At 55.9% G+C, this 25667-nt stretch carries 22 protein-coding genes and 1 riboswitch; of the genes, 21 read left to right on the top strand and 1 reads right to left on the bottom strand.

The features are described from left to right. Positions 1–51: 51 nt before the first annotated feature. The 19 genes from NYE74_RS28545 (at position 52) to NYE74_RS28635 (ending at position 23393) form a co-directional block, all read left to right on the top strand. Entirely contained in the window at positions 52–963 is a 912-nt protein-coding gene (locus NYE74_RS28545) for a response regulator (RefSeq protein ID WP_036625861.1), read from the top strand. A 1016-nt stretch (positions 964–1979) separates the two neighbouring features. Beyond that, positions 1980–2081, top strand: a riboswitch (purine riboswitch). Positions 2082–2500: 419 nt separating this feature from the next. After that, complete coding sequence (gene purE, locus NYE74_RS28550) at positions 2501–2998, top strand: 5-(carboxyamino)imidazole ribonucleotide mutase (protein ID WP_036625858.1); 498 nt, start codon at positions 2501–2503, stop codon at positions 2996–2998. Next, positions 2995–4263, top strand: coding sequence for a 5-(carboxyamino)imidazole ribonucleotide synthase (purK, locus tag NYE74_RS28555; RefSeq protein WP_036625856.1), 1269 nt, complete (start codon positions 2995–2997; stop codon positions 4261–4263). Before purE ends, purK begins: the two co-directional genes overlap by 4 nt. Further along, a complete protein-coding gene (purB, locus tag NYE74_RS28560; protein ID WP_036625854.1) occupies positions 4263–5561 on the top strand; it encodes an adenylosuccinate lyase in 1299 nt (432 codons plus the stop codon). Before purK ends, purB begins: the two co-directional genes overlap by 1 nt. Positions 5562–5813: 252 nt before the next feature. Beyond that, positions 5814–6713, top strand: coding sequence for a phosphoribosylaminoimidazolesuccinocarboxamide synthase (locus tag NYE74_RS28565; RefSeq protein WP_036625852.1), 900 nt, complete (start codon positions 5814–5816; stop codon positions 6711–6713). A 91-nt stretch (positions 6714–6804) separates the two neighbouring features. Then, a complete protein-coding gene (gene purS, locus NYE74_RS28570) occupies positions 6805–7050 on the top strand; it encodes a phosphoribosylformylglycinamidine synthase subunit PurS (protein WP_036625850.1) in 246 nt (81 codons plus the stop codon). A 4-nt stretch (positions 7051–7054) separates the two neighbouring features. Next, entirely contained in the window at positions 7055–7744 is a 690-nt protein-coding gene (gene purQ, locus NYE74_RS28575; protein WP_341005381.1) for a phosphoribosylformylglycinamidine synthase subunit PurQ, read from the top strand. Continuing rightward, the gene (purL, locus tag NYE74_RS28580; protein WP_341005382.1) at positions 7722–9983 is read left to right on the top strand and encodes a phosphoribosylformylglycinamidine synthase subunit PurL; all 2262 of its coding nucleotides are present in this window, start codon (positions 7722–7724) and stop codon (positions 9981–9983) included. The genes purQ and purL overlap by 23 nt, the downstream gene beginning before the upstream one ends. Further along, positions 9968–11446, top strand: a complete 1479-nt coding sequence (gene purF, locus NYE74_RS28585; RefSeq protein ID WP_341005383.1) for an amidophosphoribosyltransferase — start codon at positions 9968–9970, stop codon at positions 11444–11446. Before purL ends, purF begins: the two co-directional genes overlap by 16 nt. A gap of 879 nt (positions 11447–12325) precedes the next feature. Next, positions 12326–13369 carry a phosphoribosylformylglycinamidine cyclo-ligase gene (gene purM, locus NYE74_RS28590; RefSeq protein WP_036625842.1) on the top strand — a complete coding sequence of 348 codons (1044 nt, stop codon included), beginning with the start codon at positions 12326–12328 and terminating at the stop codon, positions 13367–13369. Next, complete coding sequence (purN, locus tag NYE74_RS28595) at positions 13369–13995, top strand: phosphoribosylglycinamide formyltransferase (protein WP_036625839.1); 627 nt, start codon at positions 13369–13371, stop codon at positions 13993–13995. Before purM ends, purN begins: the two co-directional genes overlap by 1 nt. A 94-nt stretch (positions 13996–14089) precedes the next feature. After that, complete coding sequence (gene purH / locus NYE74_RS28600) at positions 14090–15637, top strand: bifunctional phosphoribosylaminoimidazolecarboxamide formyltransferase/IMP cyclohydrolase (protein WP_326044057.1); 1548 nt, start codon at positions 14090–14092, stop codon at positions 15635–15637. 127 nt (positions 15638–15764) lie between these two features. Further along, complete coding sequence (gene purD, locus NYE74_RS28605) at positions 15765–17030, top strand: phosphoribosylamine--glycine ligase (RefSeq protein ID WP_155620807.1); 1266 nt, start codon at positions 15765–15767, stop codon at positions 17028–17030. A gap of 127 nt (positions 17031–17157) precedes the next feature. Then, positions 17158–17379, top strand: coding sequence for a hypothetical protein (locus tag NYE74_RS28610; protein WP_036625832.1), 222 nt, complete (start codon positions 17158–17160; stop codon positions 17377–17379). Positions 17380–17563: 184 nt separating this feature from the next. Continuing rightward, positions 17564–18826, top strand: coding sequence for a threonine ammonia-lyase IlvA (ilvA, locus tag NYE74_RS28615; protein ID WP_124331921.1), 1263 nt, complete (start codon positions 17564–17566; stop codon positions 18824–18826). A gap of 1175 nt (positions 18827–20001) precedes the next feature. Further along, positions 20002–20376 carry a GntR family transcriptional regulator gene (locus NYE74_RS28620; protein WP_036625828.1) on the top strand — a complete coding sequence of 125 codons (375 nt, stop codon included), beginning with the start codon at positions 20002–20004 and terminating at the stop codon, positions 20374–20376. Between the two features lie 128 nt (positions 20377–20504). Further along, positions 20505–21203 (top strand): ABC transporter ATP-binding protein, encoded by a 699-nt coding sequence (locus NYE74_RS28625; RefSeq protein ID WP_036628765.1) that lies wholly within the window; start codon positions 20505–20507, stop codon positions 21201–21203. Further along, positions 21200–21952: a hypothetical protein gene (locus tag NYE74_RS28630; RefSeq protein ID WP_155620806.1), complete on the top strand. Its 753-nt coding sequence runs from the start codon at positions 21200–21202 to the stop codon at positions 21950–21952. Before NYE74_RS28625 ends, NYE74_RS28630 begins: the two co-directional genes overlap by 4 nt. A gap of 28 nt (positions 21953–21980) precedes the next feature. Further along, the gene (locus NYE74_RS28635; RefSeq protein ID WP_155620805.1) at positions 21981–23393 is read left to right on the top strand and encodes an erythromycin esterase family protein; all 1413 of its coding nucleotides are present in this window, start codon (positions 21981–21983) and stop codon (positions 23391–23393) included. 51 nt (positions 23394–23444) lie between these two features. On the opposite strand, the gene NYE74_RS28640 is transcribed toward NYE74_RS28635, so the two are convergent. Further along, positions 23445–24170, bottom strand: coding sequence for a DUF1129 family protein (locus tag NYE74_RS28640; RefSeq protein WP_124331919.1), 726 nt, complete (start codon positions 24168–24170; stop codon positions 23445–23447). A 303-nt stretch (positions 24171–24473) separates the two neighbouring features. Here NYE74_RS28640 and NYE74_RS28645 point away from each other — a divergent pair, with 303 nt between their 5' ends. Together NYE74_RS28645 and NYE74_RS28650 are read left to right on the top strand one after the other, a co-directional pair. Beyond that, entirely contained in the window at positions 24474–24698 is a 225-nt protein-coding gene (locus tag NYE74_RS28645) for a hypothetical protein (protein WP_036625820.1), read from the top strand. Between the two features lie 123 nt (positions 24699–24821). After that, positions 24822–25646, top strand: coding sequence for an alpha/beta hydrolase family protein (locus tag NYE74_RS28650; RefSeq protein ID WP_036625818.1), 825 nt, complete (start codon positions 24822–24824; stop codon positions 25644–25646). Positions 25647–25667: the final 21 nt, after the last annotated feature.

Here is a 25667-nt window from a genome sequence, read left to right on the forward strand (position 1 = left end):
GCGAATTAGACTTGCGGAGCGTGCTCACAAAACTTTTGGGAGGGGTCAAGCATGGCGCTTTCTTTCTGTATCGTAGACGATGATATTAGCGCGAGAAGAATGCTGCAGCATATCATTGAAGACGGCGGGCTCGGCGAAGTGGCGGGAACGGCAGGCAGCGGGCAGGAAGGTGTGCGACAAATCTTGAGCGAGGCCCCGGACATCGTGCTGATGGATCTTTTGATGCCCGATCAGGACGGCATCGAGGCGATCGATTCACTGCGCGCCCAGGGCTGCAGCGCCAAATTCGTGATGATCTCGCAGATAGAGAATCAGGATATGGTCGGGCGGGCGTACCGGAGCGGCATCGAGTTTTTTATCCGCAAGCCGATCAACCGGATCGAGGTGGAAACCGTGCTGCGAAAAGTGAACGAACGTTACGCCATGGGGCATTATTTGGAGGAAATCCGCTCCAGCCTGAAAAAGCTGGAAGGGCTTCGCCCCGCGCCCCACGTTACGGCCGGGAAACGGGCCGTACGCGAAGCGATCCAGCCGATCCTGATGAATATGGGGCTGATCGGGGAAAGCGGCAGCCGCGACATGATCGCGATCATGGAGCTGCTGATCGAACGCGGAGCCGGCGCAAACATGCCGCCGCTGAAGGAGCTGTACCGCCAGGCGGCGGCAACGTACAAGGCGAAGCCGGAGGAGATCGCCAAGGAGGTCAAAGCGATCGAGCAGCGGCTGCGCCGCGCGCTGGCGGCGGGGCTGACCAATCTGGCTTCGCTCGGTTTGACCGACTACGGCAACCCCCGGTTTGAGTACTACGCCCCGCTATATTTCGATTTCGAAGACGTGCGGCTGAAGATGAAGGAAATCGAAGAGGGCCGGGAGACCAGCGGCGGCGGTGGTAAGGTGAAGGTCAACATCAAAAAGTTTTTGCAAGTGCTGTATATCGAGCTGCAGGAGCAGATGAACGGATAGAGTTCGCCGCTGCTTTTGCAGCTTTTTTAATGTTGATGGAACGACCGGGTGGTGATAGCGTCGGCTTTAAAATAGGGGAAATTGCCGTAAAACAGTAGTACTTGCCGTCTAAAGCAGCAATTGCATAAAATAGCCACTAGCGTTGCATTAACTTTCAATCTAGACAACTGGCAGCCCTTACATGCCAGATTTTCTGGGATTCAGATTACCTGGGATCCGGATTTTCTGGGGAAGTGATCATGTTTTCAAGCCGATAGTGCGCCCGCCGGAAATCTAACGGTTGCAGCAGCGGCTAATTTGCGAACAAAGCCTTTTTCAAAACTCTAGCAACGGTTGTGATCGCCGTTATTTGCCTGAATCTAAGCAAACTAAGCCGGATTTCAGTGAAATAAGCGCTACGGCATCCGTTACAATTTGAAATCAACGTTTTTGGAACAAATAACGCTTGTGGCAACCGTTAGAATATTGGTGCGGCTAGAAAATGTATCTTGTCAGATTTAATGCAATGCTAGTGTAAAATAGCGGTAATTTATGTGCTTATTATCCGGCGCACCAGCATGTTCATCCCATTAGCGGAATTTTATGTACTTATTTTCCTCTGAATGGTTCAGAACGCAGGAATTTCATTACACTTCGAGAAAATAGCGACATAAATTTCCTTTATTTCTCTTAAATGAATGGATGTCGCTGGAATAACGCCGTTTTTTGTGCTTATTCAACAGGCGCTGCCGCGGAATAAGATTATATATCATCTTGCAAATGCACTTTTACACTCGATCAGGCGGTATTGGCGGAATTGAACGGAAATCGCCTGTACTTTTGCACTTGGTGGAATTTCGCAGGCCGTATCGTGACAACAGGGCTCGGGTGATAAGGTACAGGGATTAGAGGAGAGACATTCCAAAAACGAACATTCGGATTTTACATTCCATTAATGTTCGGGTTTGAGTTGACATGTCGTGTCCGCCATTGGTAAACTAGTAGAGCAAAGGCGGTTCTCCGCCGAACATAATAAAGTGAGGGTTACCTCTTAAACTCGTATAATACCGGGGATAGGGCCCGGAAGTTTCTACCCGAGAACCGTAAATTTTCGGACTACGAGCGAATACGTGATGAAGGTAAGGCGGCTTAAGCACGGAAAGCTTTTTTAGATATCGGAGCGCTAAAACTTAGCGGAATAATATCCTGGTATCGGAAGAAAACTTCCGTTAGTCGCGGTCTGTCTCCTCAGAATGGACGTCGATAGACGTTTTTCTCAAGAGCCTGGGCTTATGCACCGGGCTCTCCCGTTCCCCGGGCGGGCTTTTGTTCAGCCCGATCCTGGGAGCGGCCGGCGCCCTGAGCGAGCCGCCGGCCGCCAGGGTGGTTGGCCCTTAAACGGCAACCGACAGACACCTTACCTTCCGGCTTAGTCCGCCGTATTCTCTCATGGTCCGCGAATTTCTGGAAAATACTTCGTTATTTTCAGAGGTGCGGACCTTTTTAAGTATCCGGCCTTTTTGGAACCATATAATAATGATAGAAAGTGGGATGAGGGATGACAGCACAGGTTGCAGTGATTATGGGCAGCAAATCGGATTGGGAAACGATGGCCCATGCTTGCGGCGTATTGGAGGAGTTGCAAATTCCGTACGAGAAAAAAATCGTCTCCGCGCACCGTACCCCGGACTTGATGTTCGAGTTTGCCGAGCAGGCCGCGGGGCGCGGGCTTAAGGTGATCATCGCCGGCGCCGGGGGCGCCGCCCATTTGCCGGGCATGGTGGCGGCGAAAACGGCGCTGCCGGTCATCGGCGTGCCGGTGAAGTCGGCCGCGTTGAACGGCCTCGATTCGCTGCTGTCGATCGTGCAGATGCCGGGCGGCATTCCGGTCGGGACGGTGGCGATCGGCAAAGCCGGCGCGATCAACGCCGGGCTGCTGGCCGCGCAGATCCTCGGCGCGTTCGATCCCGAACTGATGCGCCGTGTGCAGGAGCGCCGCGACCGGATTCGCGAAGAGGTGCTGGCGAGCGGCGCGGAATTGGAGGCGGCGGAATGAGTAACGAAGCGAAGGTGATCGCTCCGGGCGCGACGATCGGCGTGCTCGGCGGCGGGCAGCTCGGGCGGATGATGGCGCTGGCCGGCAGCAATCTCGGCTACCGCTTCGTGACGCTGGATCCGACGCCGGATGCGCCGTGCGGCCAGGTGGCCGGGCAAATCGTCGCCGGCTACGACGACCAAGAGGCCGCCCGCCGGCTGGCCGAGCGCTCGGACGTAATCACGTACGAGTTCGAGAACGTGGACGCGGGCGTGGCCGCGCTGCTTGAGGAGCTGTCGTACGTGCCGCAGGGAAGCAAGCTGCTGTACACGACCCAGCACCGGCTGCGCGAAAAGCGCGCGGTCGAGGCGGCGGGCGTGAAAGTGGCTCCGTATGCGGAGATCGGCAGCGAAGAGGACCTGCGGGCGGCGGTTAAGCGCCTCGGCCTTCCGGCCGTGCTGAAGACCGCGACCGGCGGTTATGACGGCAAAGGGCAATGGGTGATCCGCTCGGAAGCGGAAATCGCCCCGGCCTACGCCGAGCTGAGTAAGGCCGGCACCGAGCTTGTGCTGGAGCAATTCATCCCGTTTGTGAAGGAGCTGTCGGTGATCGCGGCGCGCAGTCCGCACGGGGAAATTCAAACGTTCCCGGTGGCGGAAAATATCCATGTCGATAATATTTTGCATCTATCGATCGTGCCGGCCCGCGTGGAAGAACGGGTGCAGCGGGAGGCCGAAAGGCTGGCCGCGCGCATCGCGGAAGGCATGGAAGCGGTGGGGCTGCTGGCCGTGGAGATGTTTTTGACCGCGGGCGGCGAGTTGTTCGTCAACGAGTTGGCGCCGCGGCCGCACAATTCCGGCCATTACACGATGGAGGCCTGCACGACCTCGCAGTTCGAGCAGCACGTCCGGGCCATCTGCAATTTGCCGCTCGGCAAAGCGGAATTGCTCTCGCCGGTTGTGATGGTGAACGTGCTCGGCGAGCATTTGGAGGCCGTGCGCGAGGCGATGGTGCAAGGCGCTTGGCCGGACGGCGGAAGCGGGAAGGAACCGGCGGCGCGGGAAGGCGGTTTGCCGGCCGGGCGGCCTCTGCTGGGCTCCGCCCCGGAGGAAGGGAAAACGGCCGGACGGCAAGCTGGATTCCCGGTCATTCCCAAAGTACACTTATATGGAAAGAACGGAGCCGCGCCGAAGCGGAAAATGGGGCATATCAATCTGCTCTGCCGGGATGTGGAGGACGGACTCCGTTGGATAGAGCAAACCAACATTTGGAGGAATGAACGCTAATGATCGAACGCTACAGCAGACCGGAAATGAGAGCGATCTGGACGGAGGAAAACAAATTCAAGGCTTGGCTGGAAGTCGAGCTGTGCGCCTGCGAGGCTTGGGCCGAGCTGGGCGTCATCCCGAAGGAGGACGTGGCTTTGCTGCGCCAAAACGCCTCGTTCGACATCGACCGGATCTACGAAATCGAGCAGGAGACGCGCCATGACGTGATCGCCTTTACCCGGGCGGTTTCGGAAAGCTTGGGCCCGGAACGGAAATGGGTGCACTATGGCCTCACTTCGACGGACGTGGTGGACACGGCGCTGGGGTATTTGCTGAAGCAGGCCAACGAAATTCTTGAGCGGGATATTTTGAACTTTATCGATATTTTGCGGGAAAAAGCGCTCGCCTACAAAGACACGCCGATGATGGGCCGGACGCATGGCGTGCATGCCGAGCCGACGACGTTCGGGCTGAAGATGGCGCTCTGGCATGAAGAGATGAAGCGGAATCTGGAGCGCTTCCGCCGGGCCGCGGACGGAGTGCAGTTCGGCAAAATCTCCGGTGCGGTAGGTACGTACGCGAACATCGATCCGTTCGTGGAGCAGTTTGTGTGCGAGAAGCTGGGCACAACGGCCGCGCCGGTCTCCACGCAAACGCTGCAGCGCGACCGCCACGCCGAGTATATGGCCACGCTGGCGCTGATCGCCACGTCGCTCGACAAATTCGCCACGGAAATCCGCGCCCTGCAAAAAAGCGAATTCCGCGAGGTGGAGGAAGCTTTCGCCAAAGGGCAAAAAGGCTCGTCGGCGATGCCGCACAAGCGCAATCCGATCGGCTGCGAGAACATTTCCGGCCTGTCGCGCGTGATCCGCGGGCACATGGTGTCGGCCTACGAAAACGTGACCCTGTGGCATGAACGCGATATTTCGCATTCTTCGGTGGAGCGGGTGATTTTGCCCGACGCGACGATGCTGCTGAACTACATGTTGAACCGCTTCGGAAATATCGTGAAAAACTTGACGGTGTTCCCGGAAAATATGAAGCGCAACATGGGCCGCACGTTTGGCGTGCCGTTCTCCGGCCGCGTCATGACGAAGCTGATCGACAAAGGCTTCAGCCGCGAGCAGGCGTACGACACGGTGCAGCCGCGGGCGATGCAGGCTTGGGAAACGCAGCGGCAGTTCCGCGACATCATCGAAGAGACGCCGGAAATTACCGCCGTGCTGAGCAAGGAAGAGATCGACGACGCGTTTAACCCGGCTTGGCATTTGAAGCATGTGGATACGATTTTCCGCAAGCTGGGTTTGGCTGAGTAGGAAGGGCGCATCTCGGATGATAGTGGTAAAAAAATACCCCTATTTATCCGGTTTTGCGGCAGCACCGTCAAATAGCGGTACAAAAAGGCGTTATTTTCGGGGAATGTGGTCAAAATGGACGTTTGCAGCCGGAGCAGAAGAAAATAGCGCCCCATTTTACCGCTATATTGCGAATTTTGCTGAATCGCGGAGGATAGCTGCTTTTTATACCGTTATTGCAATCAATAAGCGTAATTTGAGGAGGACGGCGACATGTCATCACCGGCAATTTCCACGGCGGCGGATTTGGTGAACGCCCCGCTGCTGTATAAAGGCAAAGTGCGGGAGCTGTACGACCTTGGCGAGCATTATTTGATCGTCGTGACCGACCGTATTTCCGCTTTCGACTATGTGCTTGAGCCGGCGGTGCCGGACAAAGGCAATGTGCTGAACCGCCTGAGCGCGTTCTGGTTCGGCAAGACGCAGCATCTGCTGGAGAATCACGTGATTCATGCGGATGTGGAGCTTTTGGGGGACGTCGTTCCCGAAGCGCACAAGCCGCTGCTGAAAAACCGCGTGATGGTCACCCGTAAAGCCGAACGCATCGATATCGAATGCGTGGTGCGCGGTTACGTCACCGGCGGCGGCTGGCGGCAGTACGAGCAGAGCGGCGAGATCAACGGCATCAAGCTGCCGGAGGGCCTGCGCAAAAACGCCAAGCTGGCGGAGCCGATTTTTACGCCGGCGGCGAAAAACGACGTCGGCCATGACGAGGACATCTCCTTTGCGGAGATGGCGGACAAGGTCGGCGCGGATTTGGCGGAGCAGCTGCGCAGCCGCAGCCTGGAGCTTTACGCTTTCGCTCGGGACTACTGCGAGGAGCGCGGCATCATGCTCGCCGACTGCAAGCTGGAATTCGGGCTGGTGGACGGCAGGCTGATTTTGATCGACGAGATTTTCACGCCGGATGCGTCGCGTTTTTGGGCCAAGGAAAAATACGCGCTGGATATCGAGATCGACAGCATGGACAAAGAGCCGGTGCGCGCTTACCTGGCCGGTTCGGATTGGGACAAGAACAGCCGGCCCGATCCGCTGCCGGGGCATGTGGTTGAGGAGACGACCCGGCGTTACCGCGATATTTACCGGCGGCTGACCGGGTACGAGTTAGAGTAGGGAACAGGCAGGCGGAAAAGAAACGCAAGCGGCGGGGCGATTAAGTCCAAACAGCTGCATAAGTCCAAACAATAGGAGGAATACGAGGAACATGATTAAAGCGAACGTTTATGTCACGATCAAGCAAAGCGTACTGGATCCGCAAGGAGTAGCGGTGCAGGGAGCGCTTCATTCGATGGGCTTCAAGGAAGTGGAGAGCGTCCGCATCGGCAAATATATGGAGCTTACGCTGGACACGAACGACCGCTTTGAGGCGGAAGCCCGCGTCAAGGCAATGTGCGAGAAGCTGCTGGCCAATACGGTGGTTGAAGATTACCGTTTTGAATTGGAGGGCTGAATCGATGAAATTCGCGGTACTCGTATTTCCCGGTTCCAACTGTGATATCGACTGTTATAAAGCGGTGGAGGAAGCTTTGGGCGAACCCGTCGATTACGTGTGGCATACGGCGGCGGATCTTTCCGCGTACGACTGCATCCTGGTTCCCGGGGGCTTTTCCTATGGCGATTACTTGCGCTGCGGGGCGATTTCCCGGTTCGCGCCCGTGATGTCCGAGGTGGCCAAAGCCGCGGAGGAAGGCAAATATGTTCTCGGCATCTGCAACGGATTTCAGATTTTGACGGAAGCCGGGCTGCTGCCGGGGACGCTGCGCCGCAACATGTCGCTGAAATTCCGCTGCCATGATACGGTGCTGAGGGTCGAAAACAACGCAAATCCGTTTACGTCGCTGTACGCGCCGGGCGAAGAGATTACGATTCCGATCGCCCACGGCGAAGGCAATTATTATTGTGATGAAGAAACCTTAGCCCGGCTGCGGCAAAACAACCAGATTATTTTCCGGTATGTGAATAACCCGAACGGGTCGGTGGACGATATCGCCGGTATTTCCAATGAACGCGGCAACGTGGTCGGCATGATGCCGCATCCGGAGCGTGCGGTGAACGCCCTGCTCGGCTCTACGGACGGCAAAAAAATGTTTACATCCATTTTGAAGGCTTGGAGGGATCGGCATGAGTCAGCAAGTGTCAGCTAAGGAACCGAATGCAGAGCAAATTGCGGAGCAGAAAATTTACAAACAGATGGGCGTTTCGGATGGCGAATACGAGCTGATCTGCGGTTTTCTCGGCCGTAAGCCGAACTATACGGAAATCGGCGTGTTCAGCGTCATGTGGTCCGAGCACTGCGCCTACAAAAATTCGAAGCCGCTGCTGCGCCGTTTTCCCACCAGCGGACCGCGTGTCCTGATGGGGCCGGGCGAGGGCGCGGGAATCGTCGATATCGGCGACAACCAGGCGGTTGTGTTTAAAATCGAAAGCCATAACCACCCTTCCGCGGTTGAACCTTATCAGGGGGCCGCAACGGGCGTGGGCGGGATTATCCGCGATATTTTTTCGATGGGGGCAAGACCGGTTGCGCTGCTTAACTCTCTGCGTTTCGGCAAGCTGGAAAGCGAGCGCGTGAAATATTTGTTCGAGCATGTCGTGTCCGGGATCGCCGGGTACGGCAACTGCATCGGCATCCCGACGGTCGGCGGGGAAGTAGTGTTTGACGAAAGCTATGAAGGGAACCCGCTTGTCAACGCGATGTGCGTTGGGCTGATCGATCACGATAAAATCCAGCGCGGCGTCGCCAAGGGCGTGGGCAACCCGGTGTTTTACGTTGGCCCGCCAACGGGACGTGACGGCATCCACGGCGCGACGTTTGCGTCGGAGGAGCTGACGGAGGAGTCGGAAGCGAAGCGGACGGCGGTACAGGTCGGCGATCCGTTTATGGAAAAGCTGGTCATGGAAGCCTGCCTCGAACTGATCGACACCGGCATCGTGCTGGGGATTCAGGATATGGGCGCGGCCGGGCTGACATGCTCCAGCGCGGAGATGGCGAGCAAGGCCGGCAACGGTCTGGAGCTGTATCTCGATCAGGTGCCGCAGCGCGAAGAGGGCATGACCGCTTACGAAATGATGCTGTCGGAATCGCAGGAACGGATGCTGTTCGTCGTTGAGCCGAAGGATGAGGCGCAGGCGCGGGAGATTTTTGAGCGCTGGGGCGTGATCTGCGCGAAGGTCGGCAAGGTGACGGACGACGGGCGGCTGAAGCTGTTCCATCACGGTGAGCTGGTTGGCGATATGCCGGTGAAGGCGCTCGTGGACGAATGTCCGATTTATGACAAGCCTTCGGCGGTGCCGGCTTATTATGAGCAGAACGCCACGGTGGATACGCTGCGGTATGAAGAGGTCCGCGATCTGGGCGGGGCGCTTGAGCAAGTGTTGTCTTCGCCTTCGGTCGCAAGCAAAGCCTGGGTCTATGATCAGTACGACTACATGGTGCGCACCGGCACGGCGGTTCGTCCGGGCTCGGACGCGGCGGTCGTGACGGTCCACGGGACGCGCAAGGCGCTGGCGATGACGACCGACTGCAACGGCCGGTTCGTGTACCTCGATCCGGAGGTGGGCGGACGCATCGCGGTCAGCGAAGCGGCGCGCAACATCGTGTGCTCCGGAGCCGAGCCGCTGGCGATTACGGACAACCTGAATTTCGGCAGCCCGGAGAAGCCGGATATTTTCTGGCAGATGGAGCGGGCCGTAGACGGCATGGCGGAAGCTTGCCGCGAGCTGGATACGCCGGTCATCGGCGGGAACGTCAGCTTGTACAACGAAAACGCCAAAGGCGCGATTTACCCGACGCCGGTCGTCGGCATGGTGGGACTCGTGCACGATGTGGACCATATTACGACCCAGGGCTTCAAGTCCGAGGGAGACGTGATTTTCCTGCTCGGCGAAACGAAGGCGGAGCTTGGCGGCAGCGAGTTCCAAGCGGTCGTGCATGGCGTCGTTGAGGGGCGTCCGCCGCAGCTGGATCTGGCAGTCGAGAAAAAGCTGCTGGGCGCTGTGCTTGAAGCGATTCAAGGCGGGCTGGTACGTTCGGCTCACGATCTGTCCGAAGGCGGGCTGGCCGCAGCGCTGGCGGAATCGTGCATCAGCGGCGGTTTGGGCGCGAACGTCGATGTGGCAAGCGGCGGGCTGCGTGCGGATGTTTTGCTGTTCAGCGAGTCGCAGTCACGGATTTTGCTGTCGGCATCGCCGGATAAAGCGGATGCGCTGGAGCGGCTCATCGCGGAGCGCGGCGTGCCGGTTGCGCGGATCGGTTCCGTAGCGGGCGCGGCTGCCGGGGGCGCCGGGCTGGCCATTGCAGTGGACGGGGCTTCCGTGCTGAACAAGCCGGTCGAGCAGTTGAAACGCGTCTGGGAGGATGTCATTCCATGTCTGATGAAATAATGCCGCGCGGACTTTGGACAGGAGCATATTACAACGAAGGCGCGGGACATGCGGATCCGTTCGACACGTTGCGGGAGGAGTGCGGCGTGTTCGGCGTGTTCGGTCATCCCGAAGCCGCTTCCCTTTCTTATTACGGCCTGCATGCGCTGCAGCACCGGGGCGAAGAAAGCGCCGGGATGTGCGTGACGGACGGATCGGAGTTCAATTACCACCGCGGCATGGGGCTTGTCAAGGAAGTGTTTGACCGGGACAAGCTCGCTTCGCTGGCCGGAGACCGCTCGATCGGGCATGTACGGTATTCGACGAGCGGGGACAGCCGGCTGACGAACGCGCAGCCGCTGATTTTCAAATACCGCGACGGGGATTTGGCGGTGGCGACGAACGGCAATATCGTGAACGCGCCGAAAATCCGCCGCGAGCTGGAGCAAAGCGGCTCGATCTTTCAGACGACAAGCGACACGGAGGTGATCGCGCATCTGATCGCGCGGTCGCCGAAGGATTTTGTCGAAGCGGCGAAGGACGCGCTGGGGCAACTGGTCGGCGGCTTCGCCTTCCTGCTGCTGACGAACGACAAGCTGATCGCCGCCAGCGATCCCAACGGGCTGCGGCCGCTGACGATGGGCCGGCTCGGCGACGCGTATCTGTTCTCGTCCGAGACGTGCGCGTTCGAGGTGATCGGCGCGGAGACGATCCGCGAAATCCAGCCGGGCGAAATGCTGGTGCTGGACGGCAACGGTCTGCACGAAGACCGTTATACCGAGCCGCAGCGCAAGGCGTTGTGCGCGATGGAATACATCTACTTCGCGCGTCCGGACAGCGACATGAACGGCTCGAATCTGCACGCGAGCCGCAAGCGGATGGGGCAAGTGATGGCGCAGGAGTCTTTTGTCGACGCGGACGTCGTGACCGGCGTGCCCGACTCCAGCATCTCCGCTGCCATCGGCTACGCGGAGCAGACCGGCATCCCTTACGAGCTTGGTCTGATCAAAAACAAATACACCGGCCGGACGTTCATCCAGCCAAGCCAGGAGCTGCGCGAGCAGGGCGTGAAGATGAAGCTGAGCGCGGTGCGCCGGGTCGTGGAAGGCAAACGCGTGGTGATGATCGACGATTCGATCGTCCGCGGCACGACCTCACGGCGGATCGTGGGTCTGCTGCGCGAGGCCGGGGCGACGGAGGTGCATGTGCGGATCACTTCGCCGCCGTTCAAAAACCCGTGCTTCTACGGGATCGACACCCCGGACCGCGGCGAGTTGATCGCTTCGTACAAATCCGTTGACGAAATTTGCCGGGAGATCGGTGCGGACACACTGGAGTTTTTGAGCCCTGAGGGCTTGATCCGGGCGGTAGGCGGCGGCAACTCCGGGGATTATAAAGGCGGCCTCTGCATGGCCTGCTTTGACAATGATTACCCGACGCGGACGGATTTTGACGGGGAAGAGAAATACGGGTGTACGTGCTAAGCGGGCGTCTTGCCGGTTGCTCACAGTCTATGAGGGCTGGTAAAACTTCATGTGGCGTATAACGCAGCGGTTGGCGGTTAGGGCGAAGTTGTGTTCCGGTCTGTGTCGACTGGATCCGTTAGCACTGGCTTTAGGCCGCCCAACCATTGATAGGGTCGCAACAATTATTTCACATGATAAAATATTTTCGAAACAGCATAAGCTTAAGGTGGGTACGTCGATCAGAGTTGATTGTGCTGCTTAGGTGGGCCACATTGGATAATTCAATGAGATTTGCGGGATATGCTCATGATGAGTCCTCTGATTGGAAATATCCAATAGAATGGAAAATGAATAGTAAATATGGTAGCTTGATTGGATATTTCCAATAGATTGGCCTCGGTATGACGGAAAATGGACTTTTGAGCGAAATCTATTGGATTTTTCCAATGAAGGCTCAAAATTAAGTTCGATGTCTGTCAATCTATTGGATTTTTCCAATAAGAGCAGACAGCGGCGAGGGATATGAGCTACTCGCGGTGGCCCTTTACTACTCCCGCGGTGATTTAGCTGAACGTGCTGGCGATTGAGCTGCTCGGATAGCGATTGCGGTGGCCCTTTCGAGCTTTCCTGCAACGAGGTTTTCGAATCGGTACTATCGCCTGCCGTAATTCTAACGGTTGTCAGCGCCGTTATTTGTCTTGATTTGGGCATAAGTAGCCGGAGTTAAGCGAAATAAGCACGATGGCAACCGTTAGAATCCGAAATCAGCGTAAATGGCTCAAATAGCGGCTGTGGCAACCGTTAGCTTGGTTTAGTCTGGATGTAGTCTAGTTGATTTTGCGGTTACAAAGAAACGCATGTCCTCCAAAAAATAAACCTAAGGAGTGTGTCCTTCTCGTGTCAGAAGCATACAAAAACGCCGGCGTCGATATTGCGGCCGGGAATGAAGCCGTGGAGCGGATGAAAAAACACGTCAAGCGAACGTTTCGTCCGGAAGTGATGACGGATCTGGGCGGCTTCGGGGCTTTGTTCGGATTGAACAAAGACAAATATGAGGAGCCGGTTCTGGTCTCCGGGACGGACGGCGTGGGCACCAAGCTGAAAATCGCGTTTGCGATGGATAAGCACGATACGATCGGCATCGACGCGGTAGCGATGTGCGTCAACGACATCGTCGTGCAGGGCGCGGAGCCGCTGTTTTTCCTAGATTACCTCGCCTGCGACAAGGTCGTTCCTGAGAAAATCGAGGCGATCGTCGCCGGGATCGCCGAAGGCTGCAGCCAGTCCGGCTGCGCGCTGATCGGCGGCGAAACCGCCGAAATGCCGGGCATGTACGGCGAAGGCGAATACGACATCGCCGGCTTCACCGTCGGCGTCGTCGACAAGCGCAAAATCGTCAACGGCAGCACCATCGCTCCCGGCGATACGGTGATCGGCCTCGCTTCCAGCGGCGTGCACAGCAACGGTTTTTCGCTGGTGCGCAAGCTGCTGCTGGAGGAGGCCGGATACAGCCTGCAGGATACGCTGCCGGAGCTGGGCGGGCAGAAGCTTGGCGAGGTGCTGCTGACGCCGACCAAGCTGTACGTGAAGCCGGTGCTTTCCCTGCTCGAGCGGGTCGACGTCAAAGGCATGGCGCACATTACGGGCGGCGGATTTATCGAAAATATCCCGCGCGTGCTGCCGGAAGGCGTAAATGTGGAGATCGAATCCGGCTCGTGGCCGATTTTGCCGATCTTTGAGCTTTTGCAGCAAAAGGGCAGCGTCAGCAGCCGCGACATGTTCACCACCTTCAACATGGGGATCGGGCTGGTCATCATCGTTGCCGCCGATCAGGCGGAGGCAGCCCTGCAAACGCTGGGCGAGGCCGGCGAAAGCCCGTACGTCATCGGCAAAGTGACCGCAGGCCGCCGGGAAGTGACGTTTGCGGGGGCGGACGTGTAATGGCGGCGGGTTTTCGGATCGCAGTGTTCGCCTCCGGGCAGGGCAGCAATTTTCAAAATTTGCTGGATGCTTCCCGGGCGGGAACGCTTGGCGCAGACATCGTGCTGCTGGTGTGCGACAAACCGCAGGCGCCCGTCGTTGAACGGGCCCGCAAGGCCGGGGTCGACTGTTTTCTTTTTCAACCTAAGGACTATGCGCGGCGGGAAGATTATGAGGCGGAAGTTGCCGCGGAGCTGGACAAGCGGCAGATCGACCTGGTCGTTTTGGCCGGGTATATGCGGCTGTTGACCCCGGTGCTGGTGGAGCCTTACGCCGGGAAAATGATCAACATCCATCCTTCGCTGCTTCCGGCTTTTCCGGGCAAAAACGCGATCGGGCAAGCGTGGGACTACGGCGTTAAAGTGACTGGGATAACGGTGCATTTGGTCGACGGGGGAATGGATACGGGCGCTGTCATCGCCCAAGAACCGGTGGAGATTCTCGCCTCGGATACCCTGGAGTCGCTGGAGGCCAGAATCCATGCCGCGGAACAGCAGTTATACCCGCAAGTCGTGTCGTGGTTTGCCAAAAGCCGTATTAAGGTGAACGGCCGGAAAGTGACGGTTCTGTCGGATGAGGAACAATAGGGCATACTTTTATAGGACATAAAGTGCGCAGGGGTTTCGATATTTCCCGAGAAATATCGGGCATGATTCGCCAAATTAAAAGGAGGGGCCGATTTTGAGTATCAAAAGAGCGCTGGTAAGCGTGTCGGATAAAACGGGGATCGTGGATTTTTGCCGCGAGCTGTCGCAGTTGGGCGTGGAGATCATTTCGACGGGGGGAACAAAAAACCTGCTGTCGAAGGAAGGAGTGCCGGTGATCGGCATTTCCGATGTGACCGGTTTTCCGGAAATTTTGGACGGACGCGTTAAAACGCTGCACCCGGCCGTCCACAGCGGGCTGCTGGCGATCCGCGACAGCGAAGAGCATCAGGCCCAAATGAAGGAGCTGGGTCTGGATTACATCGACCTGGTCGTTGTTAACCTGTATCCGTTCCAGGAGACGATCGCCAAGCCGGACGTGAGTTATGAGGATGCGATTGAAAATATCGACATCGGCGGGCCGACCATGCTGCGTTCGGCGGCCAAAAACCACGCCTTCGTCAGCGTGGTCGTCGATGCGGCCGATTACGGCACGGTTCTTGCGGAAATCCGCGCGGGCGGGGATACGACGCTGGACACGCGCAAACGGCTTGCGGCCAAAGTTTTCCGCCATACGGCGGCTTACGATGCCCTGATTTCCGATTATTTGTCGAAGGTGACCGGCGATCCGCTGCCGGAACGCTACACCGTGACCTATGAGAAAATCCAGGATTTGCGCTACGGCGAAAATCCGCACCAACAAGCGGCGTTCTACCGCAAACCGCTGGCCGCGGCGGATACGTTGACCAATGCGGAGCAACTGCACGGCAAGGAATTGTCCTACAACAACATCAATGACGCCAACGCGGCGCTGCAAATCGTGAAAGAATTCGAGGAGCCGGCTGTCGTTGCGGTGAAGCATATGAACCCTTGCGGGGTAGGCGTAGGCTCCAGCATTTTGGAGGCCTATCAAAAAGCGTATGAGGCTGATCCGGTGTCGATCTTCGGCGGCATCGTCGCCGCCAACCGCATCATCGATGCCGATACGGCGGCGCTGCTTAAGGAGATTTTCCTGGAGATCATTTTGGCGCCGGGTTTTACCGAGGAAGCGCTGGACATTTTGACGAAAAAGAAAAACATCCGCCTCTTGAAGCTCGGCGGCCTGGAGCTCGGCAGCAAACGCAGCAGCCAGTTTGTCGTGACTTCGATCGACGGCGGCATGGTCGTTCAGGAGAGCGATGTTCATGTGCTGAAGGAATCCGATCTGCAGGTCGTCACCGACCGCAAGCCAACCGAGGAAGAACTCAAGCAGCTGCTGTTCGGCTGGAAAGTAGTTAAGCATGTGAAATCCAATGCGATCGTACTGGCCAAGGACGATATGACGATCGGCGTCGGCGCCGGTCAGATGAACCGCGTCGGTGCGGCGAAAATCGCCATTGAGCAGGCCGGAGAAAAGTCGAAAGGCAGCGTGTTGGCCTCGGATGCGTTTTTCCCGATGGGCGATACGCTGGAAGCGGCGGCCAAGGCCGGCATTACGGCGGTTATTCAGCCTGGCGGCTCGGTTAAGGACGAGGAGTCGATCAAGGTCGCGAACGAGTACGGCATCGCCATGGTATTTACCGGCGTCCGCCATTTCAAACATTAAGCCTCGGCTCCAAACGGCAGACCGCTGCGGCGTGCGGCGGCCTGCCGTTTTTCGGATTATACGCGGGGGAAATGAGTGATTAGCGTCATTACGGTCCGCTTGCGGGCTATCAAGGAGGAGATCACAAATGGATATATTGGTGATTGGCGGGGGCGGGCGCGAGCATGCGATTTGCTGGAGTTTGGCGAAAAGCCCCAAAGCCGGCAAGCTTTATTGCGCCCCGGGCAACGCCGGGATCGGCCAGGTGGCCGAACTCGTTCCGATTCAGGTGCATGAATTCGACAGGCTGGCCGCGTTTGCCGAGGAGAAGGGCGTCGGCTTGGTCGTGGTCGGGCCTGACGATCCGCTGGCCGATGGCATTGTCGACGTGTTCGAGGCTAAGAATATTCCGGTGTTCGGTCCGCGCAAAAACGCCGCGCATATCGAAGGCAGCAAAACGTTTATGAAGGATTTGCTGAAAAAATACGGCATTCCGACAGCGGCTTACGAGAAGTTCGACAGCTATGAGCCGGCATTGGCGTATTTGCGCAGCCGGCCGGTGCCGATCGTCATCAAGGCGGACGGGCTGGCGGCAGGCAAAGGCGTGACGGTCGCTTTCACCAGCGAACAGGCGGAAGCCGCTTTAAAGGATATTATGGTCGAGAAGGTGTTCGGCGAGTCCGGCAGCCAGGTTGTCATCGAGGAATACCTTGAAGGCCAGGAAATGTCGATCCTGTCGTTCGTGGACGGGGAAACGGTGCGGCCGATGGCGGCGGCGCAGGATCACAAGCAGGTTTACGACGGCGACAAAGGGCCGAACACGGGCGGCATGGGCACCTATTCCCCGCTGCCGCACATCGCCTCCGGCATCATTGAAGAAGCGGTCGAAACGATCATCAAACCGACGGCCAAGGCGATGGTGGCCGAGGGCCGGCCGTTCCGCGGCGTGTTGTTCGCCGGGCTGATGATTACGCCGGACGGCAAGCCGAAGACGATCGAATTCAACGCCCGCTTCGGCGATCCGGAAACCCAGGTCGTGCTGCCGCGGCTGAAAAGCGATCTGCTCGATATTTTTCTGGCGGCGGTGAACGGCACCTTGGATCAGGCGGAAATCGAGTGGAGCGATGAAGCGGCCGTGTGCGTTGTGCTGGCTTCTGGCGGTTATCCGGCTTCCTATCCGAAAGGCCTGCCGATTGCAGGCTTGGATGAGGTGCGGGAGGCCCTCGTGTTCCATGCCGGAACGGCCCGCAACGAAGCCGGGGAATGGGTCACGAACGGCGGCCGCGTTCTGGGCGTCGTCGGACTTGGCCAATCGATCGCCGAAGCGCGGGACAAGGCTTATCAAGCTGCGGAGCGGATCACGTTCGAGGGCAAGCACAACCGTACGGATATCGCCGCCAAGGCCCTCGTATAGCGGCGGTATTGGAAGAGGATCCGCCTTACGGGGCGCGCGAGGATAATCCGCTCTTTTTTCGCGCATGTTAAGGGAGAATGGGGATTATAGTCCCTGTCATTCTCTGATTGCGGGAGGCGGCATCATCATGAGCGACAAAATGAAGGAAATGCTTCCGGTATCGCGTGAAGAAGTGGAAGTGAGCGGCGTATACCGGGACGAGCTGGGGCGCGAGGAGTACTTGCGGAAGGGCGGGGAATTCCCGTCCGATCCGGTGTACGGGACGATGGAGTGGGAGCTTAAAGAGCTTGCTCAGGAGAAAAACTCCAAGGGACATACCGATGACCGTTTGATTCCGAAAAAAGACTGATCCGCCCACTCTAAGCCTCTCCGGCCTGCCGGCTCATACGCCGGATCTGCCGGGGAGGCTTTTTTGCAGTTTGCTCGTTGGCGGGGATTTCCACTTTTACATCGGAAAATGACTTGAACGGAAAGCGGTTTTGGGTGTACTTTTATAAGAATGAGAGAAATCGAGCCAAAGTGAGGAGAAAGCGATGAAGCAGGCGGAACGCCAAACGGTAGGTATGGAAGATATCGTCAAAGCGCATCATGTGCTGAGCGAGGTTGTGGTGCGGACTCCGCTGCAGCTGGATGCAACGTTATCGTTAAGATACGGCTGCAACGTATATTTAAAAAGAGAAGATCTCCAGGTCGTGCGTTCTTTTAAAATCCGCGGGGCCTACAATATGATCCGCAGCCTCCAGCCGGAGGATTTGCAGCGGGGGATCGTTTGCGCGAGCGCCGGCAACCATGCGCAGGGCGTGGCTTTTTCCTGCAACGCGCTGGGAATCCGGGGCAAAATTTTTATGCCAAGCACGACGCCAAACCAGAAAGTTAAGCAGGTAAAACGCTTTGGCGGCGACCATGTCGAGGTTGTGCTGACCGGCGACACGTACGACGACGCTTATGAAGAAGCGATGAAAGCGTGCACCGAGGGCGGAATGACGTTCATCCACCCGTTTGATGACCCGAAAATCGTCGCCGGCAACGGGACGATCGGCATGGAGATCATGGAGAGCCTCAATGTGCCGGCCGACTATGTGTTTGTGACGATCGGCGGCGGGGGCTTGGTGTCGGGCGTGGGCACGTATTTGAAAACGGTCAGCCCGCAGACGAAAGTGATCGGGGTCGAACCTGCGGGCGCGGCTTCGATGACGGAAGCGCTAAAACAGAAGCAAGTGGTGACGCTGGAAGCGATCGACAAGTTCGTGGACGGTGCGGCGGTCAAACGCGTGGGCGATTTGAATTACGAAATCTGCGCGAAGATCCTCGACGATATCGTTCAGGTGCCGGAGGGCAAGGCGTGCACGACGATTTTGGAGCTGTACAACGACAGCGCTATCGTTGTGGAGCCGGCAGGCGCGCTGCCGGTATCCGCACTCGACATGTACCGCGACCAAATCCGCGGCAAAAACGTCGTCTGCATCATCAGCGGCGGGAACAACGACATCGACCGGATGCAGGAAATGAAGGAGCGCTCGTTGATCTACGAGGGGCTGAAGCATTATTTCCTGATCAACTTCCCGCAGCGCGCCGGCGCCCTGCGCGAGTTCCTGGAGCAGGTGCTGGGCCCGAACGACGACATCACCCGGTTCGAATATACGAAAAAGCACAACAAGGAAAACGGCCCGGCCCTGGTCGGCATCGAGCTGAGCGACAAGGCGGATTACGAAGCGCTGATCGGCAGAATGGCCTCGAAAGGCATCGCCTATACCGAGCTCAACCGGGACTTGAACCTGTTTAATTTGCTGATTTGATGGTTTCTTGCAAATTAAACTCCCCCTTGATTGGAAAAATCCAATAGAATGACGGGAATCTACCGCCATTTTGAGCGCTCGTTGGAAATATCCAATAGATTTCGCTTAAGTCGCCTGTTTTGTACCCTGCCTGGCCCAATCTATTGGAAATATCCAATCAGGGTACTGTCTTTCTACCCAATTTTCGATTCTATTAGATAAATCCAATGAGGCGGCACTATCGTTGCATTAAATCTGATCTGACAAGATACATTTTCCAGTTGCACTGATACTCTAACGGATGCTACAGGCGCTATTTGCTCCAAAAAAGTTGATTTTAAATTGTAACGGTTGCCACGGGGCTTATTTCACTTGAATCCGGCCCTTTTTGCTTAGATTCAGGCAAATAACGGCTGTCACAACCGCTAGAATTTTGAAAAGAGCTTTTTTTGGTAAATAGCCGCTGATCCAACCGTTAGATTTCCAGGTAACAGTTCCGGCCAGCAGTTCCGGCCAGCAGTCCGGGCCAGTAGTAGTTCCGGGAAATCTTAAGCAAAGTTAATGCAACGCTAGGTGATGGAGCAGCGAAAAATAAGGCGATCGGCCTTTATAATGTGGCATCCAGCCTTCTCTGACAAATAGTCGGGGAAGGTTTTTTTATTTTTTTAGAGGTTGTTCAAAAAGTCATCTTTCCATGACGAAGCCGTTCATGAAGAAGATTCGACGTCGAATCTTGAATTTAGCCGGGTCAAGCATATGCTTACGACGCATTTTTTCTCCGGAAACATTTCAGTTGCTCACGTACCCAAACCAAGCCTATATTTCCGAAGCCGTTTGCTACGAAAACGTTTAGCTCCGCTACTCAGTTCCTAGCTTCATCCAACTAAAGCGTTTTGAAAAAGCGCACTTCGGAAGCATAAGCTTCGGTCCTGAAAACCCAGCTTTTTGAACACGCATTCGAAAAAGGGCTTTACAATCCCAATTCACTAGTGTACTATTTAACTATAACACTGATACATTAAGGGAGTGATCATGTGCTGCAACCAATGCGGGGAGCGAAATTCCCGAAGCCGGCGGGCTTGAGCTTAATCCACGGAATCCACGGAATCCACGGAATCCACGGAATCCACGGAATGCCGCCCCATCAAATTAAGACGCCGCCGAGGGCATAATGGCGGAAAGGAGCTGACCCGAACGTGGGCATCGAATTCGACAACAATCTGCCGATTTATTTGCAAATCATGAACTATTTGAAAAAGGAGATTGTTACCGGCAAGTTGAAGGCCGGGGACAAAATCCCCTCCGTGCGAGAATTGGCAGCCGAACTGCAAATCAACCCGAATACCGTGCAGCGGACTTTTCAGGAATTGGAGCGTGAAGCCGTCGTGGAAACGAAACGCGGACTCGGAAGATATGTGACCAGCGAGGAATCGAAAATTATGACGATCAAAAAAGAAATGGCCGGCGAATTGCTTGACCGCTTCATCGGCGGGATGCAGGAGCTCGGCTTCAGCAATCAGGATATCGCGGCGATTGTCGCAGAAGCCGTACAAGGCGAAGAACGGCGATAGGAGGGAGGACGATGGATCGAATGGATCAGAAGGATCAGATGAGCCGGAAGGATCGAATGGATCAGATTGATTGGGTAGATCAGACAGATCAGAAAGATAAGACAGGTCAGACAGGTCAGACAAATCGGATGGATGAACTACTGAAGCTGAAGGGCGTGTCCAAGTCTTACGGCGGCAAAAAGGCGCTGCGCGGCATATCTTTGGGCATCGGCAAGGGTAAAATCGTGGGCCTGCTCGGTCCGAACGGCAGCGGCAAAAGCACGCTGATGAAGATCGTCGCCGGTTTGATTCCGGTTTCTAACGGCCAAGTAATGGTAGACGGTACGCCGGTAGGGTTGAAGACCAAGTCGCTCGTCTCCTTTATGCCGGATCGGCCGCTGACGGAGTCGTGGATGAAGGTGCGCGACGCGGTAGGGTTTTACCGGGATTTCTACGCCGATTTTGACGAGGAAAAGGCCCGGACGATGCTGAAGTTTATGCAGCTGAATGAAGGGGATAAGATCAGTTCGCTGTCCAAAGGGATGAATGAGCGGCTGCAGCTTACGCTGACGCTGTCGCGGAACGCCAAGCTGTATTTGCTGGATGAACCGATTGGAGGCGTAGACCCGGTAGCGCGGGCTAAAATTTTGGATGCGATCGTGGAGTTTTACAGCGAGGACAGCAGTTTGATCGTTTCCACGCATTTGGTGCGGGACATCGAGCGGATTTTCGATGAAGTCGTCTTCATCCGCGAAGGGGAAATCGTCATGCAGGAAGAGGTTGAAGGCTTGCGGATGAAGTATGGCAAGAGCGTAGACGACATGTTTAAAGAGGTGTTTGCGGAATGATGAAACTGCTGAAATACGACTTGAAACGAAATGCCAATACCTTTTTGGGGATGGCGGCGATTTTGGTGATTGTGCAGGCCGCGTTGTCGATCGTCGGCAATGTCAAGGGATGGGACGACGGGCTGATTATAGCTTTCAACATCATTTTGTACGTGTCGGCGGGCATTATCATGCTGGTGCTCGTATGCAAAACCTTTGAAGCCAATATCAAGGCGTACAACCGCAGACTGCTGCCGGTCCACCCGGCCTGGACCGTACTGTCATCGCTGCTGCTCGGCCTGATTATGGCGGCTGTGTTCGTAGCGGTTGCGTTCATCCACGCTTTGTTATATCTCCATTTTAAGGGGATTCCGTACGATCTGTCTTTAGGGCTGGCAAGCGTGAAAGATTGGCTCGGGATCATCTTGGCGGCGGCGTGGGGATATAGCGTGCTGGTATTGACCGTTTTCACGGCGATCACCATCGGCGCAAGCGTCAGCATACGGGGAAAAGCGGGAACCTGGATCGGCATCGTCTCCTTTTTCGTGATCATCAACGTGATGAGCTGGCTGGAAAGCTTGTTGTTCGGGAACGGCGACTCTTCCGTTTTAAGCTTTGGGGTTTTCCGCGGGAGCACAAATGACACGCTTACGATGGCAGCGGGCGGCATCCAGTTCCTGAGCATTGCCCAGTTCTTGTTTGAAGCGGCGTTTGCGGGATTGATGTTCTACGCCACAATTTATTTGTTGAGCAAGAGAATGGAAATATAACCGAGCTAATTTAGGAGATATGGTTTATATGAAAAAAGGATTATATAAACTGGCCGGAGCGTTGTTATCATTAACCATTACGGCCTGCACCTTTCTGCCGGTGTCCGCAAGCGCTGCGGCGGCCTCCGGAAGCCAGAAGGAATGGCTGCGGCAAAACGCCCATCAGCTGACGTCGCTGGAGTCCGAGGATTATAGCGATCTGGCCTTTTTAAAGCCGCTGTTAAAGGACAAAACCGTCGTCAGCCTCGGGGAAAATTTTCACCGGGTGGCCGAATACAGCAGCATCAAAACCAGGCTGATCAAATTTTTGCATGAAGAGATGGATTTTGACGTGATCGCTTTTGAATCCGGGATGGGAGACGCGGCGTCCGTATACGAAAACCGGGATTCCCTTACCCCGGAGGAGATGATGGGCGCTTCGCTTTTTCCAATCTGGCATTCCCAGGAAACGCTGGAGCTGTTCGATTATATCAAGGAGCAGGGAAAGGGCGACGATCCGCTGTACTTGGCGGGATATGACAATCAATTTACGGCCTACTTTTTGACCCAGTTTATAGGGGCGGCGATCGGCAAGCTGGACTCCGAGAAGGGAAAGGCCTTCGTGCAAATGGAATATCAGGCGATTCCGGATGTTTATGAGGTTCTTAATAAGTTCCCGGACGCTCCTTTCAGCAAGGATCCGGCTTATAAAAAGGAAATGCAGGCCGTGGTAGACAAATATGTGCCTCAATATCAAGAGACGATCAAGTATGTTGAGCAGCACCGTGACGAATTAAATGCCAAGTTGCAAGTTTTTTATCCCAGCCAGCCGCATTTTGACGCTATCATCCTGAAATCCTTACGCGACCATGTCGCCTTTCTGGAGAGCGGATTGAAGGATGTGAAGGATATGTATTCTTCCCGGGATGAGTTGATGACGGAAAATCTGGAATGGGTGATGCAGACGTTGTATCCGGGGAAAAAGGTGATTTTGTGGGCCCACAATGACCACCTGGCCAAAAATACCTCGAAAATGCGGGTCAAGCAAGACGGCAAGTGGACGAACAGTTTTACGAGCATGGGCGAACTGATGCACCGGAAGCTCGGGGATAAAATGTATGTGATCGGGCTCTACATGAATCGCGGTTCATCGGTAACGATTACTTCGGGCAAGCCTTTTACCATCCGGCCGGCGACAAAAGGGAGCCTGGAGCACCTGATCATGCAAAGCGGTTACGCGAATTCCTTTATTGATCTAAGCAAGCATAAAGTGAAGAATGCGCAGAGTGCCTGGATGTTCCGGCCGATCTACGCATCCGAGGACGGCATGACCACGGAACAGGTGCTGCCGAATGTGATGCGTTTCATCCCGAAGGAGCAGTATGACGGAATTATCGTCATCGATAAAGTGAAGGCTCCGACACCTGTACAATCCTCCGAGGAATCAAGTAACAACGAGTAAATATGAGATGGGGCCATAAGCAGCTTAGGGCTGTTTATGGCCCCTTTCCCATCATGCTTTGGAGCGCACCCGCAGCAAAACGATTTGCCCGGCCAGGCCGATCGCAAAAATGATCAGGCTGTCCCAAGGGGACACGGTAAAGGCCGGCATAATCCGGTTCAGCAGCGTTCCCAAAGCGATGAGCAGCGCCGCGCCGCCGATGTAGATGCCCAGCGCCTTTAAATCAAACCGGCGGGGACCCGAAGGCTCCGGGGATTCCGCAGATTCTGCGGGTTCGTGGGACTCTGCGGCCCGTTTGCGGCCGGGGCCGAGAAAGCGGGTGACCAGTTCCACCAACACGATCGCCAACCCGGCGATGATGAGCAGCGACGAACTGCTGATCAGCGTGTATTCCAGCTCTCCGCCAAACCATTTGCTGAAAAAGCCGGTGATCATATAAATAAAGAAAACCCAGGTTAGAGCGACCCAGGGAATCATCGTATAATAGATGATTTTATCCTTCAGGCTGCGGGGCGCGCCCGTCAGGACATCGTCCGCCAGCTGGGCGCAATAAGCCTTGGGATCATCGCCAAACAGATCCATGGCGGACACGCCTTTGTCCTGATTTTTGACAATTTGCCGCGCCAGGCTAAGCAAAATCTCCTCCCCTTTGGCTTCAGTCAGCGAACTGGCTCCGGAGCGGAAATACATCACCATTTCCCCGAAATAATTGTCGTTCTCGGCTGTCATCTGCTGCCTTAATTTCTTCGTCTCTCCGATCATTTCATGGATGTACATGAAAGTATCTCTCCTCCCAGGTCCGTACAAGTCACTCTCGAACAAACGACATTCTGCCAAAAAATTACTAATTTTCTTTCGTAGTATACTGCAAAATTTGTCCGCTCCGCAAGGGCCCACAGGAGGGAGTAGGGCGGACCAGGAATGATGGACATTTGGTGAACGAGGTATAAAATCGCCGGCTCCCTCCACACACTACTTTAAAAGAGGCGGTTCAAAAAGTCATCTTTTACGGATATAAGGACGCTGGAGTCGCCGGAGTTTCGCGCCTTATCAACTAATTTATTGCGGGAGGCAGATACAGTGGGAAAATATGATTCGGAGCAGACCCGGAGGTATTTGCTTAACGAAAACTCCCGGGGCAGTCTGGAAGAAGTCGTTTCGAACGAGGTTGACTCGGATGAAAACGCGGATTTTCTTTGCGGGGACGATTGCGGCGACGGGGAGCGCCTAGGCAATCGGCAATTCATGAAGGAGTGGGAAGGACGAGTACAAACCCATGCCTATTTTAGGCAATCTTATGAATAACCAGCGAGCTTGATTGACACGCTTTCCGGCCGGTGATAAGATAAGTTTTATAAAACACATTAAACTTATCGGAATTAAATGGATATAAGTATTTCCGGATATTCACGGGCGGGAGGCGGTTGTATGGAAAGACAGATTGCGATCAAGTATGGGAAAGAGGAAATTGCGGCGAATATCCATTATCCGTCGGAAAACAAACGGGAAGGGCGCTGCCGGCGGGCTCCGCTGGTCTTGATTTGCCACGGCTTTGTCGGCAACCGGATCGGTGTGGACCGGCTGTTTGTCAAAGCGGCCAGGGAACTGGCGGCGGCCGGATTTCTCGTGCTTCGGTTTGATTGCGTCGGCTGCGGCGAAAGCAGCGGGAGCTACGGGGAACAGGACGTCGATTCCCTGATCGCCCAAACCCGCTCGGTGTTGGATTACGGCCTCGAATCCTTTGATATCGATCCGCAGCGGGTCACGTTGATCGGACACAGCCTGGGCGGAACCGTAGCGCTGCTTGCCGCCGTAAGGGACCGCCGCATCAAAAATCTCGTCCTATGGTCTTCCGTCGGATATCCTTTTAACGATATCGTAAAGATTACCGGGCGTGAGGTATACGACAAGGCCGTCAAGCACGGGTCCGCCGATTACCTTGGCTATGACTTGACGCCGCGGTTTTTCGATTCGCTGGGTTCGTCGCAGCCATACCAGGAAGCGCTCAAGTTTCCCGGGGACGTGCTGGTGGTGCACGGCACCTCGGACGATACGATCCCGGTCGATTACGCTTTTCTGTATCAAAAGGTGTTTTGGATGCGTTCCGAAGGGCGCTGCGACAAAGAGATTATTTTTCAGGCCGACCATACGTATTCCTCCGGGGAGCATCAAGCCCGGCTCATCGGCAAGACGAGGGAGTGGCTTGACAGTCTGGAGGCGATTCAGACGGACTGGCAGCATTGGATGATCTAGGAGCAGCGCGTGTGAGGGGGC

Source organism: Paenibacillus sp. FSL P4-0127 (assembly GCF_038007325.1).
Taxonomy (GTDB): domain Bacteria; phylum Bacillota; class Bacilli; order Paenibacillales; family Paenibacillaceae; genus Fontibacillus; species Fontibacillus macerans.